The sequence below is a fragment of the Malaciobacter mytili LMG 24559 genome, assembly GCF_003346775.1.
Taxonomy (GTDB): domain Bacteria; phylum Campylobacterota; class Campylobacteria; order Campylobacterales; family Arcobacteraceae; genus Malaciobacter; species Malaciobacter mytili.
Genome location: NZ_CP031219.1, coordinates 497,858 through 512,019 on the forward strand (window position 1 = coordinate 497,858; position 14,162 = coordinate 512,019).

Annotated in this window: 12 protein-coding genes; 6 read left to right on the forward strand and 6 right to left on the reverse strand. The window is 27.3% G+C overall.

Going from position 1 to position 14,162, the window contains the following annotated elements; genetic code table 11:
• The first annotated feature begins 2 nt into the window (after window positions 1-2).
• Together AMYT_RS02550 and mfd are read left to right on the forward strand one after the other, a co-directional pair.
• Window positions 3-308, forward strand: coding sequence for a hypothetical protein (locus AMYT_RS02550; RefSeq protein WP_114841004.1), 306 nt, complete (start codon window positions 3-5; stop codon window positions 306-308).
• Window positions 309-3,278 carry a transcription-repair coupling factor gene (gene mfd / locus AMYT_RS02555; protein ID WP_114841005.1) on the forward strand — a complete coding sequence of 990 codons (2,970 nt, stop codon included), beginning with the start codon at window positions 309-311 and terminating at the stop codon, window positions 3,276-3,278.
• A 27-nt stretch (window positions 3,279-3,305) separates the two neighbouring features.
• Here the strand turns inward: mfd and AMYT_RS02560 are convergent, their stop codons facing one another.
• From AMYT_RS02560 to AMYT_RS02575, 4 genes are read right to left on the reverse strand one after another with little or no spacing between them, the layout of a single operon-like run.
• Window positions 3,306-4,946 (reverse strand): HAL/PAL/TAL family ammonia-lyase, encoded by a 1,641-nt coding sequence (locus AMYT_RS02560; RefSeq protein ID WP_114841006.1) that lies wholly within the window; start codon window positions 4,944-4,946, stop codon window positions 3,306-3,308.
• 24 nt (window positions 4,947-4,970) lie between these two features.
• Window positions 4,971-5,564: a cytochrome c3 family protein gene (locus tag AMYT_RS02565; protein WP_114841007.1), complete on the reverse strand. Its 594-nt coding sequence runs from the start codon at window positions 5,562-5,564 to the stop codon at window positions 4,971-4,973.
• 12 nt (window positions 5,565-5,576) lie between these two features.
• Window positions 5,577-6,002: a cytochrome c3 family protein gene (locus tag AMYT_RS02570; RefSeq protein ID WP_228197882.1), complete on the reverse strand. Its 426-nt coding sequence runs from the start codon at window positions 6,000-6,002 to the stop codon at window positions 5,577-5,579.
• Window positions 6,003-6,010: 8 nt separating this feature from the next.
• Window positions 6,011-7,570: a flavocytochrome c gene (locus AMYT_RS02575; protein ID WP_228197883.1), complete on the reverse strand. Its 1,560-nt coding sequence runs from the start codon at window positions 7,568-7,570 to the stop codon at window positions 6,011-6,013.
• Window positions 7,571-7,705: 135 nt separating this feature from the next.
• Here AMYT_RS02575 and AMYT_RS02580 point away from each other — a divergent pair, with 135 nt between their 5' ends.
• Together AMYT_RS02580 and AMYT_RS02585 are read left to right on the forward strand one after the other, a co-directional pair.
• Window positions 7,706-9,718: a cache domain-containing protein gene (locus AMYT_RS02580; protein ID WP_114841008.1), complete on the forward strand. Its 2,013-nt coding sequence runs from the start codon at window positions 7,706-7,708 to the stop codon at window positions 9,716-9,718.
• Window positions 9,711-10,400 carry a response regulator transcription factor gene (locus tag AMYT_RS02585; protein WP_114841009.1) on the forward strand — a complete coding sequence of 230 codons (690 nt, stop codon included), beginning with the start codon at window positions 9,711-9,713 and terminating at the stop codon, window positions 10,398-10,400. Before AMYT_RS02580 ends, AMYT_RS02585 begins: the two co-directional genes overlap by 8 nt.
• Before the next feature lie 323 nt (window positions 10,401-10,723).
• Here AMYT_RS02585 and AMYT_RS02590 read toward each other — a convergent pair whose 3' ends face one another.
• A complete protein-coding gene (locus tag AMYT_RS02590) occupies window positions 10,724-11,401 on the reverse strand; it encodes a rhodanese-like domain-containing protein (protein ID WP_114841010.1) in 678 nt (225 codons plus the stop codon).
• Window positions 11,402-11,513: 112 nt separating this feature from the next.
• Between AMYT_RS02590 and AMYT_RS02595 the strand changes: the two genes are divergently transcribed.
• Complete coding sequence (locus tag AMYT_RS02595; RefSeq protein ID WP_114841011.1) at window positions 11,514-11,771, forward strand: TFIIB-type zinc ribbon-containing protein; 258 nt, start codon at window positions 11,514-11,516, stop codon at window positions 11,769-11,771.
• 10 nt (window positions 11,772-11,781) lie between these two features.
• A complete protein-coding gene (locus AMYT_RS02600; protein WP_114841012.1) occupies window positions 11,782-12,762 on the forward strand; it encodes a calcium/sodium antiporter in 981 nt (326 codons plus the stop codon).
• 6 nt (window positions 12,763-12,768) lie between these two features.
• Here AMYT_RS02600 and AMYT_RS02605 read toward each other — a convergent pair whose 3' ends face one another.
• On the reverse strand, window positions 12,769-14,070 hold the full coding sequence (locus AMYT_RS02605) for an FAD-dependent oxidoreductase (protein WP_114841013.1): 1,302 nt from the start codon (window positions 14,068-14,070) through the stop codon (window positions 12,769-12,771).
• Window positions 14,071-14,162 lie beyond the last annotated feature (92 nt).

Sequence of the window (14,162 nt, forward strand, 5' to 3'; positions counted from 1 at the left end):
AAATGGAAGAATTAAAAGAATTAGAAGTATTAGTAGTTTTAGAAGTAACAGGATTACAAAATAAAGAAAAGCTTGAAAAACATGTAAAAAAAGAGGGTTTTTTAATAGTTGAAGGCGAAGAATTTGCTTATTCAGGAAAAAGTACAACAACAACATTTTCTACAAAAGCATATATTTTAGAAGTATTTAGAAAAGGTTTAGAAAAAGCTGGATTTGAAGAGTGTAATATGATTTTTCAAATTGGTGAATTACCTTGGCAAGCTTATAAATTTGATAAAAATACAAATGATTTTGAACAAGTAAAATAGATGAATAATATCTATGAGTTTTTATCACAAAAAAACAATTGTGAATTACTAATTGTAAATGATGATAAACAAGCACAAATTGCTTATGATATTGCCTCTTATTTAGGTTATGAACCTTTTGTTTTATCTGATTTTAGAGCAAATTTTGGAGATGATTTATTATCTTTTAATGAAGAATTACAAGAAATAACAAAAGCTTTAAATGGTTTTTATAGTTATAAAAAACAAAATAAAATACTTATTTCACCTATTAGAACTATAACTTATCCTATGCCAAAGGCTAAATGTTTTGATAATTTTACAATAAATTTTGCAGATACTTTAAATTTAGAAGAGTTTAAATCAAAACTTTATAATTGGGGTTACTATTTTGTTGATATTGTAACTTCTGAAGCTGAGGTTTCTATAAGAGGGGATATTATTGATATTTGTCCTTTAGGAAGCCAAACAGGATATAGAATTTCTTTATTTGATGATGAAATAGAAAGTATTAGAAAGTTTGATATTGAAGATCAAAAATCATTTAAAGAAGAAATAGAGAGTTTTACCATAACGCCTGCTTTTTTAGCCTTAGATGATTTAACTTTTCAAGAGATAAATGAAGAAGTTCAAAAGGTTGAATCAGATGCATTTATAAAAGATATACACTCCCTTGGATTTTGGTATTTAAATGATTTAGGGGAGTATTTACCTTCAAATATGAATAGTTTTATAACTTATGAAGCATTAGATGAACTTGAAGAAGTTTATGTATTTGAAGAAAAAAGAATAAACAAAGATAAATTTTTATCTCTTCCTCTAGTTGCTAAATCACAAGAATATAAAAATATAGAAGTTGCAAATGTAAAAGAATTTATTACTTTTCATGAGGGCAAAAAAATCACTATTATCTCTTCTAGTGAAGCAAAGATAAAAGGTTTTGATTTAGAGCTTAGTAATAAAAATATAAATTATGTAATAAAACCTTATATTATTAATTTAGTAAGCAATGAAGAAGTAATTATCTCTTTAAATAAGCAAATAAAAAAGAAAAGAAAGAAAAAAGTACGACTTGTTTTAGATGAGTTACAAGTTGGAGATTTTGTAGTTCATGAAAAACATGGTATTGGTAAATATTTAGGAATAGAACCTGTTACGGTTATGGGTGCAAAAAGAGATTTTGTAGTTGTAATGTATGCAGGTGATGATAAGCTATTAATTCCTGTTGAAAATATAGATTTAATAGATAGATATGTAGCTGATGGAAGCTCTTATGCAGTAGTTGATAAATTAGGCAAAGGAAGTTTTGCTAAATTAAAAGAAAAAGTTAAAGATAAACTTTTTGCAATTGCAAATGATATTATAAAATTAGCTGCAAGTAGAGAGCTTATAAATGGTATTAAAATAGATACAAATAAACAAATTTTAAATGAGTTTCAAACTAAAGCAGGCTTTGATTATACAAAAGATCAAGTAAGAAGTGTAAGAGAAATTTTTGAAGATTTAAGTAGTGGAAAAGTAATGGATAGGCTACTATCTGGTGATGTGGGATTTGGTAAAACTGAAGTTGCAATGAATGCTCTTTTAGCCACAATTTTAGATGGTTATCAAGCTATTTTTGTTTGTCCTACTACTTTACTTGCAACTCAACATTATCATGGAATTGCTAAAAGATTTAAAGAGTATGGTATTGTAATTGCAAAACTTGATGGTAAAACAACTGCAAAAGAGAAAACGCATATTAAAAAAGGTTTACAAAGTGGTGAAATACAACTTGTAATAGGAACTCACTCTTTACTTGAAGTAAAAACAAAAAATTTAGCTCTTGTTGTAATTGATGAAGAGCATAAATTTGGAGTAAAACAAAAAGAGAAATTAAAAGCTTTAAGGGAAGATGTACATATTTTCTCTATGAGTGCAACCCCAATTCCAAGAACTTTAAATTTAGCCTTAAGTAAACTAAAGGGTATGAGTAGCTTATTAACTCCACCAAGTGAAAGATTAGGGGTTAGAACTTATGTTAAAGAGTATAGTGAGAAATTAATAAAAGAGATAATTTTAAGAGAAAAAAGAAGGGGTGGACAACTTTTTTATGTGCATAATAATATCTCTTCAATGGAAGCTAAAAAAGCTGATATAGAAGCTATAGTTCCAAATATTAAAGTTCAAATTATTCACTCACAAGTAAAACCAACAGAAGCTGAAAAGATAATAGATGCTTTTGAAGCCAAAGAGTTTGATGTTTTATTAGCTACTTCTATTGTGGAGTCTGGACTTCATTTACCTAATGCAAACTCTATTATTATTGATGGTGCAGATAGATTTGGAATTGCAGATTTACATCAATTAAGAGGAAGAGTTGGTAGAAGTAATAAAGAGGGGTTTTGTTATTATGTGGTTGAAGATAAAAAAACAATTACAAGTGATGCTATTAAAAGACTTCTTGCTTTAGAGACTAATTCATATTTAGGCAGTGGTACAGCTTTAGCCCATCAAGATTTAGAAATAAGAGGTGGTGGTAATATTATAGGTGAAGCTCAAAGTGGGCATATTAAACAAATTGGATATGGTTTATATTTAAAAATGCTAGAAGATGCTTTAGCAACTCTAAGTGGAGAGATTAAACAAGAAAATAAATCTGTTGATATTAAACTTGCAATAAGTGCTTATATTTCAAGTGATTATATAGTTGAAGATAGGGTAAGGTTAGAGCTATATAGAAGACTTAGTAAAGCTCATTCAAAAGAGGAAGTTTATACAATAGAAGAAGAGATGGAAGATAGATTTGGAAAACCTGATATTCCAACAAAACAGTTTTTAGAACTAATTTTAATAAAAATTTATGCTTTAGGTTTAAATATTAAAACTATTAGCTCTTATGAGATGAATATTACTTTTATAAAAGAGGACGAGACTAAAGTAAGTATAAAATCTCCTTCAAAAGATGATGATGACATTATTGCTACAACTTTAAAATATTTAAGAAAATAAAAAGGCCTTTTAAGGCCTTTTTACTCTTTAGTTATACTCTTTTAAAAATTTTGCTGCATTTTTAAAATCATTTGTTAAAGGTCTATCATATTGTAAAAATTTTACAACTTTTCTAAAGTCATTATATAATTTTTCAGTTTTTGCTGATAGTTTTAAATTAGGATTTTCTTGTAATCTTAAATCAATAGCTTGTGCTGCAATTAATAACTCCATTCCATAAATATGGTATAAATTATCAATTTGAGTTCTAACTCTATTTAATACTTCAGGTGCATTTGTTGCAATATCTTCAATATCTCCTGCAACTGGTACATAATTTAAAGATACAGGGTTAGCTAAAACTTGGTTTTTAGAAGCAAGTGAAACATATGGTTTTTGCATAGCTCCAAAAGCATGTACAGTATTTTTAGTTCCTAAAAATCTTGATAATTTTGTAAATTTAGGGTCTAATAATTTATTTGATCTTTGTGCAGAAGCTAATGAATTATGTGCTAATACAATAGCATTTGCTTCAAATTCAACTACCCAAGGCATAGGCTCAAAGTTTGCTGTTGGTACAACTGCACCTTTTAATACATCAGTTTTTACATATACTTTTTTCTCTTGAAATCTATTTGTTTTTGATTCAACATCTATTGCAATGCCTGGATTATCATCTGATGAATTCCATTGAATTTGCATTAAATTATCTAATTTTTTAATTGAAGTATCAAGTGTTCCTAAGATATATGCTGCATCTCTATAACTTAGTGGATCTTGTAAAGCTCTTGATGAATCTTCTTCCCAAAGGTAACTACCATCTAAGATTTTAGTGATTTGTGTTGCTGCTTCTACATAACCAGGAAAAGGTCTTAATTTTCTAGTTTCTGTATGCATAGGTGCAATATTTCCATTTAAAGCTTCTAAACTTAAAGCATAAACATATTTAGATACTTTTGCTAATTGTTTCATCTCTTCAAGTGCAAGTCCAGCTAAAGCTCCTGAATAAGCATTTGAGCTAATAATTGATAAAGCATCTTTTCCAAATAATGAGATTTTTTTAACATTTGCTTTTTCAAATGCCTCTTTTGTTGGCATTTTTACACCATTATAATATACTTCACCCTCTCCAATCATAGCAAGACCAATATGTCCTAAAATAGTAATATCTGCCTCACCCATTGAACCTTTTGAAGGAATAGCTGGAATAATATTTTTATTTAAAAAAGTTTTATACATATCTACAACTTTAGATTGTACCCCTGTTCCACCAACTAAAATATTATTTAATCTAGTTACTAATACAGCTCTTGCTTCTTTAATTGGTAAATCTTCTCCAACTCCACCACAATGTGCATGGATTAAACCTTTGTTAAAGTTTGTAGAAGCTTCTATAACTTCTTTACTTAATTTACCTTTTGCATCAACCATTTTTTTATCTTTATTTAACCCAACTCCAACTGTAAGTCCATAGATTTTGTGTCCATTTTCGGCAGCTTGAATTAAAACATTATGCGAAGTTTGTACTTTTTTAATAGCATCATTACTAATTTTAATCTCTTCACCATTTGCTACTTGTAAAATTTTATCACTTGACATATGTTTACCATCTAGTAAAACTGGGGCTGCAAAAGCATTTATCATTCCAAATGCAATTAAACTTGTTTTTAATAAAATTATTTTAGACATTGTTTATCCTTTTTTTAAAGTTTGTTATTTTAAATCTTCTTCCCATTCCCCAACTGGTTCATGAGTTCTATCATATAATACTTTACTTAAATCTTCATGCCCCACATTTTTATGGCAACTTGTACATTTAAGTGGGTCTTTATCTGCATTTTTATATTTAGTATATAAATTATGCATTTTTGTTGCTGCTGTGCTTTGACTTTCTGTCTCTTCTATATTTTTATGACAATTTAGGCAACCACTATCATATACAAAAGATTCTCTATTTTTTCTATGCTCTTGCCAATTCATTTTATTTGGGTCTTTTGTTAGTGCTGAGGTAACCTCAACAACACCATTTACCCCTTTTGTAAATAAATAGCTTGCTAAACTGCTATGAGGAAGGTGACAAGAAACACATGTTGTTTTAATTCCATATTGGTTTTTACCTCCATGTTTATCATCTAAATAAGTATCCACCATAGGTTGCATCCATGTATGACATGATACGCAAAACTTATCATCACTTGTTGCTTTAATTGCACTATGTCCAGTAAAAGTAAAAATTAATCCAAATACTATACTGCTTGCAATTATTGTTAATAATATTTTTTTATTTTTTAAAAAATCAAATTTCATCTCATCTACTCCTTATGGTACTAATAATTTTTTCATAGAGTCTTGAGAATGGCACATTACACAATAATTTTGTGTTGATTTATGTGATGAGTGACATAAATTACAATCCATTTTTGGATAATGAGGTGATGCGTGAATATTATCATCATATCCTAAAAACTGTGTTCTTTTTGCTAAAGTTTTATAATCTTTATGACATTCTAAACAGTTTTTAGTTGTTAATTCTTTATAAGACTCTTTTGGTCCATCTCCATGACAATCAGCACATTGAAACCTTAATTTCTCATGGTGTGCTTTAATAGGATAATTTTTTTTAGAGTATTTACTATTATCATCTTGGATTTTTGTAGCAATATTTGAATCTGTACTATTTGCAGATACAACTATTGCAAAAAATGCAAGCATAGTAATAGTTGCTGTTAAGATAATTTTTTTCATTTCTTCTCCTATACTTTTAATAATTCAACTGCACTTTGAGCTGCAATTCTTCCAAATACCAAACAATCTGGAATTGCACAACTTCCAAGCCGACTTGCACCATGAGGACCTCCAACAGCTTCACCTGCAGCAAATAATCCCTCAATTGGATTTTCATTTTTATCAAGTACCCTTGCTTTTGTATCAATAGCAACTCCTCCCATAGTATGGTGTACTTTAGGAATAGCTCTAAAGGCATAATAAGGAGGTTTAGAAATATCTGGAACAAATTTATTTCTTAATTTAAAAAATGGTTTATTCATCTCTTCATCTTTTCCATTTTTTACATATCTATTATAATCTTCAACAGTTTTCTTTAAACTCTCAACAGGAATATTATAAAATTCTGCCAAATCTTCTAATGTATCAAATTTATGAATAACTTTTTTATGAATACCTCTATAAACATTCTCTTTTCTAGTTCCTGTTGCCCCTACGCTATCACAAAAAACAATTGGATGAGTTAAACTTCCATCTGCATTTTTATGGATTTTTAAAATAGCTTCAGCTCTAATTTTTCTATCTGCTAATTCATTAACAAATCTTTTTCCAGTTCTTGCATCAACCATAACTCCATAAGCAAAAGCAGGAATTGCAAAAACAGGAGCAATACCAAAACCTTTTTCATCTGGTGAGCCCCAAGGTCCCATTTGTATCCAAGCTAGATCTTTAGTTTTTACATTATGTTTCATCATCATTTTTAAAGAGTATGCTGTTGCCCCATAATGGTTTGTACAGTCTAAATCTGGTGTTAATTGTGAATCAAGTTTTTGTCTAAAATTAACATCATAAGAAAACCCACCAGTTGCCATAACAACTCCACCATTTATTTTGTAGTACTTAGTAACCCCAGTTTTATTATTTTCTTCATTGAAATTAGGATCAAACTTAAATTTGTAATTTTCTCTTACTTTTATTCCAATTACTTTTTTACCTTTTTTATCAAAGATTAAATCATCTAAAATCACTTTAGTTCTAATAGTTGCTCCTTTTTTAAGAGCATACTCTTGTAAAGGAATTGTAATTTTTCCACCTGAGTTAATTGTTGGCCAAATTGTTCTTGGAACAGAGTGTCCTCCAAAGTGTCCTAAGTTATCTCTATAAATCACACCTCTTTGTGTTGTAAATTTATATGCTTCAAATCCATTTTTTGCAATAACTTCAACTAACTCTTTTTGATTTAATCCAAGTCCTGCTTTATAGATATCTTTTACATATAATTCATAAGAGTCTTCTATTCCTCTTTCTTGTTGTTGAGGTGAACCAACTATTGCAAAGGCACCTCCATTAATAGCTGAGTTTCCACCAAGTACTGGCATCTTATCAATCATTAATGTTTTTGCTTGTAATTCAATGCCTTGGCATAAAGCAGCTGAACCGGCAAAACCAGAACCCACAACTACAATATCCCACTCCTCATCCCATTTGATACTCTCTTCTTGTGCGAATAAATTAGTATTTATTCCCATAAAAGTAATACCTCCTAGAACAGTAGCATTTTTAACAAATTCTCTTCTAGTAATTTTCAAAATGAACTCCTTCTATGGTTTGTTAAATCAAATTATAAATAAAGTAGTGGGTCTAAATAATAACCAAAAAGTTCAGTCCCATATAAAAGTAAAAGGGATATAATTTAAAATAAAATATTAGAAAAAGAATAGTTGATGAGAAAACCTTTTTATAAAAATACTAAAATATTTTTTAGTTTTAGTCTTATATTTTTTTTACTTATTTTAAGTAACTATATTATTAATTTACATATCCTTCAAAGTATGATTTCTGACCAGCAAACAAATACTATAAAAGGTGCTTCAAAAAGAATTAGTAAGTGGCTTAATCAAAAAATAAATAGTATGGAAGTTATTAAGAATTTTATTAAAGATATAGACCATACAAAACATGCAAAAGATATAGAAAATATACTTTTACAAAGTAAAGAAGTTGCCAGTTTTGCAAATGTTTATGTGGGATATGAAGATGATACTACTTTATCTGGGCTTAGTTGGAATAAACCTGATAATTATATTACAACAGCTAGACCTTGGTATATAAAAACTCAAGTAAATAAACAAACTACTATTACAGACCCTTATTTTGATGTAGGTTTTAAAAAAGTAGTTGTTGCAATATGTACTCCTTTTCTTGAAGAAAATAAAAAACAAGGAGTAATTTGTGGAATACTTCCTTTAAATGATATAAGAAATGAAATATTAGATATTCCCTTACCTTATGATGGAATAGCTTTTTTAATTGATAGTTATGGAAGAATACTGCTTCATCCTGATGAAAAACAGCAATTAAAAAACTCTTTTTACAGCTTTCCAACAGAAAATAAAATGACAAAAGTTAATAATGAATTTGATAGTTATATTTTTTCCCATGACCATATAAATCAATCAAATTGGTTTATTATTGCCCAATTAAATAAAAGTAGTGTATATAAGAAAATAAACCTTCAATTATTGATAAATTTAACCATATATGCTATTAGTGTTTTAGTTTTTATTATTTTAAATGTAATTTATCAAAATAGACAAAATATAAGTGATGAAAAACTAAAAAAAACTGAAACTTTATTAAATCACTTTATTGATTTTGCTGATAGGGGGATTTTAATAGCCGATTCAACAAATAAGATTTTATTTTTTAACACTTCTTTTACTGAGTATTTAAAAATAGATAAAAAAGATGTGGAAGATACTTTTTTAAACTATGAAAATAATCTTTTTAAGATTTTTCCATTGGAGTTTAGTATTGAAATTTATAATAAGATTAAAGAAGTAAAAGCTTTAAAACAGACTGTTGAAGTTGATATAATGCATAAAGAGAGTGAGAAATACTTTCATATTACAATTTTACCTGTATTAAGTAGTGATAAAACTTATCAAGGTTTAATATTATTTTTTCAAGATGTTACTTTAAAAGAAAAAGGAAAAATTTATAAAAAAGAGCAAGAAGATATTCTTTTTCAACAGGCAAAAATGGCTGATTTAGGAGAGATGATAGCTGCAATTTCTCATCAATGGAGACAACCGTTAAACTCTTTATCTATAATGGTTGGAAACCTACTTCAATTTAAACAAATGGGGCATTTAACTGATGAGATATTTGAAGAAAATTTAAAACATAGTATGGTTAATATTCACTATTTAGCAGATACTATTGAAACTTTTAGAAATTTTTATAAAACAAGTAAAAAAGCTGAAAGCTTTGAAATAGATAAGGCAATTAATGAAGTATTTTATATACTTTCACCTCATTTTAAAAATCTTGGAATAGAGCTTGAAATTAAAGTGTTTGAAGCTGAAACTTTAGAGTGCTTAAATTATAAAAATGAATTTCAACAAGTTATTGCAAACTTAATACATAATTCAAAAGATGCAATTATTGATTGTAAAAAATGTCCTAAAAAGATTATAATTGAAATTTTTTTAAAAAAAGAGATTTTTTATATAAGAGTTAAAGATTATGGAAATGGAATTTCTTTTAAAATTAGAAATAATCTATTTCAAGCCTTTCAAACAACTAAAAAGCAAAAAGGAACGGGAAAAGGTTTATATCTTTCTCGTTTAATTGCTAAGAAAAAACTTGATGGAAGTTTATCTATAAGTAATTATGAAAATCCAACAGAGTTTTTATTAACGCTACCTTTAAAAAGGAAAGAAGAAAATGATTGATGCAAAAGTATTAAGAAAGTTATCAAATATACATGTTTTAATTGTAGAAGATGATGAAATGACTGCTTATGTTATAAAACAGTCTTTAAGTTTTCACTGTAAAAAAGTTGATATTGCCAATAATGGAATAGAGGGGTTTGAAATGTATGAAAGCAAAAAACCTGATGTTGTTATTGCTGATATTAATATGCCAGAGATGAATGGCTTAGAAATGGTAAAAGCTTTACATGAAATCTCTCCTCATTTACCAGTTATTATTATGACTTCTTATGATAATTCAGAAAATATGCTAGAGAGTATTAATCAAGGTGCTTATAGTTATTTAAGAAAACCTATAAAAATTGAAGAACTTCAAACAGCTCTTTTAATGGCAACAAAAGATATTTATAATTCAAATATTGAGTTAGAAGAGAACTTTCATTATGAGTGTAATACAAAAACTTTATTTAAAGAACATAGACCAGTAAAATTAACAAAAACACAAAAAGAGCTTGTACATCTTCTTATGTCAAATATTAATAAAGTTGTTGATTTTACTACAATTGAGAGTTATGTTTGGCAAGAAAAAAGTATGAGTATTGAAGCTTTAAGAATGTGTATTAAAAAAATTAGGACAAAAACTTATTTAAAATTAATTGAGAGTGTACCTGGTTCTGGATATATAATAAATTCAAAAAAATAGACCTTTTAAAGGTCTATTTTACTTTTACTTTCTAAAAAATTTAATAGTTTAATAATATATATTTTAGATAGAGGAGAGTTTTTCTTATCTAAATTTAATCTTTTAGAATATCAGAAGTTAAAAAACTTCTGATAGGTTATGGAATAATAATGTTAAAACATTAATATTTGAAAAAAAGAAAGAGGGAAGACTTTCTTTTTTTACCAAGGAGTGTTAAAAGGAAGCAAATATTTGAGTCCTATTTGCCTTTTCAAATCAAATTATATGCAACACAAGTGTATAAAAAGTGGGTTTTTTATACTTTTTATAAAATATTTTAAAATTTACTCTTTTGGTTTTATAATAGTAAAAGACATCGAGTTCCAGCTATGAATACCTCCCCTATACCAAAATAGTTTTTCTTGAGGATAGCCCATTTCAATAAGTCTATCTAAAGCAACATGGGATTGCTTACACCAAGCCCCATTACAAAAAACAATTATGGTTTTTGCATTATCAAAGTTATAAGTATCTTTTTGTTTTTTTATTCCAAGTTTTTTTAAATTTTCTAAATATAAATCCATAAATAGTTCATCTTCTTCCAATTCATCAAAAGGAATATTAATAGCAGTTGGAATAGTACCTGTTTCATACCAGCTTTTTGGTCTTGTATCCACTAAAGCATAATTATTTACAGATTTATTGTATTTTGTTTTTATAAACTCTAAAACTTCAAGTTCTCCTACTGTTTTTACTTTATCATTATAATTTATTGGTTGTACCATTCCTTTTGAAGTAATAAAAGTTTTTTTACAATTATTAGAAACTTCTTTTTTTGCAAAATCTTCACCCCAAAATAGTTCTGGTTCCATTGCAAATTTTATGCAATCACTATGAATTTCCCTTTGTATTAGAACTTCTTCATTTTCAACTTGTGCTTTTACTCCTGAAAGTTGAAGTATAGTTAGTTCTGAAGTAAAGGCAAAATTTAAAATTATAGGTAAAAGCAAAATTTTTTTCATATGAATTCCTTTAAAGTTTATTTAATATCATAACAAATTAAACACACTATTATTAAAAATTTGTTAAAAGACCTTTGGTAAAATATTATATCTTACTTTTAAAAGGATATTTATGAAATGCCCAATTTGTAAAGATATAGATTTAGTGATAAGTGAAAGACAAAGTGTTGAAATTGACTATTGTCCTTCATGTAGAGGTGTTTGGCTAGATAGGGGAGAACTTGATAAAATAATACAAAGAAGTAGTGTTTCTTCATCTCAATACAATGATTATAGAAATTCTTCTTCAAGTAAATATGACTCTTATAAGCATAAACAAAATGGAAATTATAAAAGAAAAAGTTTTTTATCAGAGCTTTTTGATTTTTAAAAGGTAGTTAATGATTTTATATTCTTTAGCAATTATTGCTGGATTTGCACTTTTAGTATGGAGTGCAGATAAATTTGTAGAAGGTGCTGCTTCAACTGCTAAACATTTAGGTATGCCTACACTTTTAATTGGTATTTTAATTGTAGGATTTGGTACAAGTGCACCTGAAATGGTTGTTTCAGCAATTGCAGCATATGAAGGAAATCCAGCTTTAGCTTTAGGAAATGCAATTGGTTCTAATATTGTAAATATTGCTTTAATTTTAGGTATAACAGCCTTAGTAGCTCCAATTGCTGTTCATTCAAAAATTATAAAAAAAGAGTTACCTCTTTTATTAGTAATTGTTTTATTTAGTGGATATTTACTTTATGATGGTTCTTTAACTTTTATAGAGGGAATTATTTTATTAGTAGGTTTTTTTAGTTTAATTGCTTGGTCAGTATTTTCTGCACTAAAAACTAAAAGTGATAATTTTGCTAATGAGATGAATGATGAACTTGAAGAGATAAAAATGAGTTTAAAACAAGGAATTTTTTGGTTAGTTTTAGGTTTAGTTTTATTAATTGCAAGTTCAAGAGTTTTAGTTTGGGGAGCAGTTGGTATTGCCCATGAGTTTGGAGTAAGTGATTTAATTATAGGTCTTACAATTGTTGCTTTAGGAACTTCATTACCTGAATTAGCAGCTTCTGTTATTGCAGCTAAAAAGGGTGAACATGATATTGCAATAGGAAATGTAGTTGGATCAAATATGTTTAATATTTTAGCAGTTATTGGAATAGCAATTGTTATTACTCCTATGCAAACAATTTCAAGTGAAGTTTTAAATAGAGATTGGATTGTAATGCTTTTATTAACTCTTGCTTTATTTGTAATGGCTTATGGATTTAGAGCAAAACAAGGAAAAATTAATAGAATAGAAGGTTTTATTTTAGTTCTAGTTTATATTGCTTACAATAGTTATTTAGGATATTTTCTAACTACTACAATCTAAAATATTTTAGGATTTAATTCCTAAAATATCTTCAATTAAACCAAAATACCACCCTTGTGCTGCTATTGCTATATCTTCTTGGATTTTTGAAGTAAAGCTATTTGCTTTAAAAGTATCTTTATACTCATATAAATGAGAAATAGAGACAGCTTTATTATCTGTAATCATAGAATAACAAATATTTCCAGGTAAATTTTCTTTATAATTAAACTTTTTATTGTTTATTCTATCAATTAACTCTTGCGCAACTAAATAAGCAGTTGAATTTGCCATTTGTGCTGATTTTGGAAAGGCATATTCTCCTTGTGAATCTCCTATTATATAAACATCTTCTGAAGAAATAGATCTAAATGTAGGCTGTCTAAGTTTTGCCCAGCCATTTTCATATGTAGCAAGATTTGCTTTTTTTATAAGTTCATTTGCTTTATTTGGTGGAATTATATTTGCTTCTTCAAACTCTAAACTTAAAGTTAGATATTCAAGTTTTTCTTTATTAAACTCTTCATATACAATTTTTTTTGTTTTAAAATCTATATCTTTAAAGTTAGAATAGGGTTTATAAACTATTATATCTTTATAAAAAGTTTCAAAAGCTTCTAAGAATTTTTTAGGTTTTGCTGCTGGTTTTTCTCTTGGGTCCAAAACTATAACTTTTGCTTTGATATTATGCTTTTTAAAGTAGTTTGCAATCATACAAGCTCTTTCATAAGGGGCAGGGGGACATTTATAAGTTCCATTTGGAATAGAAATTACAAAGTTCCCACCCTTAAAGTTTTTAATCATTCTTTTTAAAGCTAAGTGTTCACTTCCTGGTTTTAATCCTGCTGGGGCTTTTAATTTGCACTCTTTAATTTTATTTATATCTTTAAAAAGTTTTTCATAATCATAATCTATTCCCACAGCCATAATTAAATACTCATATTCAATTATATGGTTTGAAGTTATAATTTGTTTTTTATCTTTATTGATTTTTTCGATAGTTTCATTAATAAAATTATAATTATATTTTAAAATTGCACTATTAAAATCATAATTTAAATCTTCATAACTAATATTTAAAGCTTCACCCAACCAAGCATTTGATAAGGGGCAAGAAGAAAAATTTGCTCTTTTTTCTATTACAGTTACATCTAAATCTTTATTTAATTCTTTTAAATGTTTTGCACATGATAATCCTGCAAAGCCACCTCCACATATTGCAACTTTTGTTTTTATAGTAGATGTATTTATCTGTTTTGCATTTATATTTGAAGTTGTTAAAAGTGCAGCACTAACAAAAGAGTATTTAAAAAAATCTCTTCTAATCATAATCTCTCCAAAAATTTTAATTAAGTTATCTTAACAAAAAAACATATAGAAATTAAATAAATATTATATTTATAATAAGAAATTTTTATTTA

Excerpts from the sequence above, each read along its gene's own strand:
- AMYT_RS02550 (WP_114841004.1), top strand. The coding sequence starts at position 3 with ATGGAAGAATTAAAAGAATTAGAAGTATTAGTAGTTTTAGAAGTAACA.
- mfd (WP_114841005.1), top strand. The coding sequence starts at position 309 with ATGAATAATATCTATGAGTTTTTATCACAAAAAAACAATTGTGAATTA.
- AMYT_RS02560 (WP_114841006.1), bottom strand. The coding sequence starts at position 4,946 with ATGTCTAAAATAATTTTATTAAAAACAAGTTTAATTGCATTTGGAATG.
- AMYT_RS02565 (WP_114841007.1), bottom strand. The coding sequence starts at position 5,564 with ATGAAATTTGATTTTTTAAAAAATAAAAAAATATTATTAACAATAATT.
- AMYT_RS02570 (WP_228197882.1), bottom strand. The coding sequence starts at position 6,002 with ATGAAAAAAATTATCTTAACAGCAACTATTACTATGCTTGCATTTTTT.
- AMYT_RS02580 (WP_114841008.1), top strand. The coding sequence starts at position 7,706 with ATGAGAAAACCTTTTTATAAAAATACTAAAATATTTTTTAGTTTTAGT.
- AMYT_RS02585 (WP_114841009.1), top strand. The coding sequence starts at position 9,711 with ATGATTGATGCAAAAGTATTAAGAAAGTTATCAAATATACATGTTTTA.
- AMYT_RS02590 (WP_114841010.1), bottom strand. The coding sequence starts at position 11,401 with ATGAAAAAAATTTTGCTTTTACCTATAATTTTAAATTTTGCCTTTACT.
- AMYT_RS02595 (WP_114841011.1), top strand. The coding sequence starts at position 11,514 with ATGAAATGCCCAATTTGTAAAGATATAGATTTAGTGATAAGTGAAAGA.
- AMYT_RS02600 (WP_114841012.1), top strand. The coding sequence starts at position 11,782 with ATGATTTTATATTCTTTAGCAATTATTGCTGGATTTGCACTTTTAGTA.
- AMYT_RS02605 (WP_114841013.1), bottom strand. The coding sequence starts at position 14,070 with ATGATTAGAAGAGATTTTTTTAAATACTCTTTTGTTAGTGCTGCACTT.